Source organism: Bacillus sp. S71, from assembly GCF_016625265.1.
In the GTDB taxonomy this organism is placed as follows: domain Bacteria; phylum Bacillota; class Bacilli; order Bacillales; family Bacillaceae_G; genus Bacillus_A; species Bacillus_A cereus.
In genome coordinates this window covers 1-277 of record NZ_JACVUW010000040.1, presented here as the reverse complement: position 1 = coordinate 277, position 277 = coordinate 1, and the positions used below count along the sequence as shown (strand labels likewise).

Below are 277 nucleotides of genomic sequence, written 5' to 3'. Positions count from 1 at the left end.
ATCCATAATTGGCATCATATTCGGTGGTTGGTTGTTATCCATAATTGGCATTATATTCGGTGGCTGGTTGTTATCCATAATTGGCATTTGAATATTTGGCATTTGAATATTTGGCGGTATGACTTGTGGAATAACTACATTTTCTTTCGATACATTTGGCGATACTATATTCCCTACGTTTTCTTTCTTCACTTGCGGCGATATTATATTCCCTACATTTTCTTTCTTCACTTGCGGTGACACTATATTCCCTACATTTTCTTTTTTCACTTGCGGT

1 pseudogene is annotated in these 277 nt (G+C 36.1%); it reads right to left on the bottom strand.

Annotated features, from left to right (window positions below):
* A pseudogene (locus IBT51_RS26935) lies at positions 1 to 277 on the bottom strand (peptigoglycan-binding protein LysM); the annotation flags it as partial.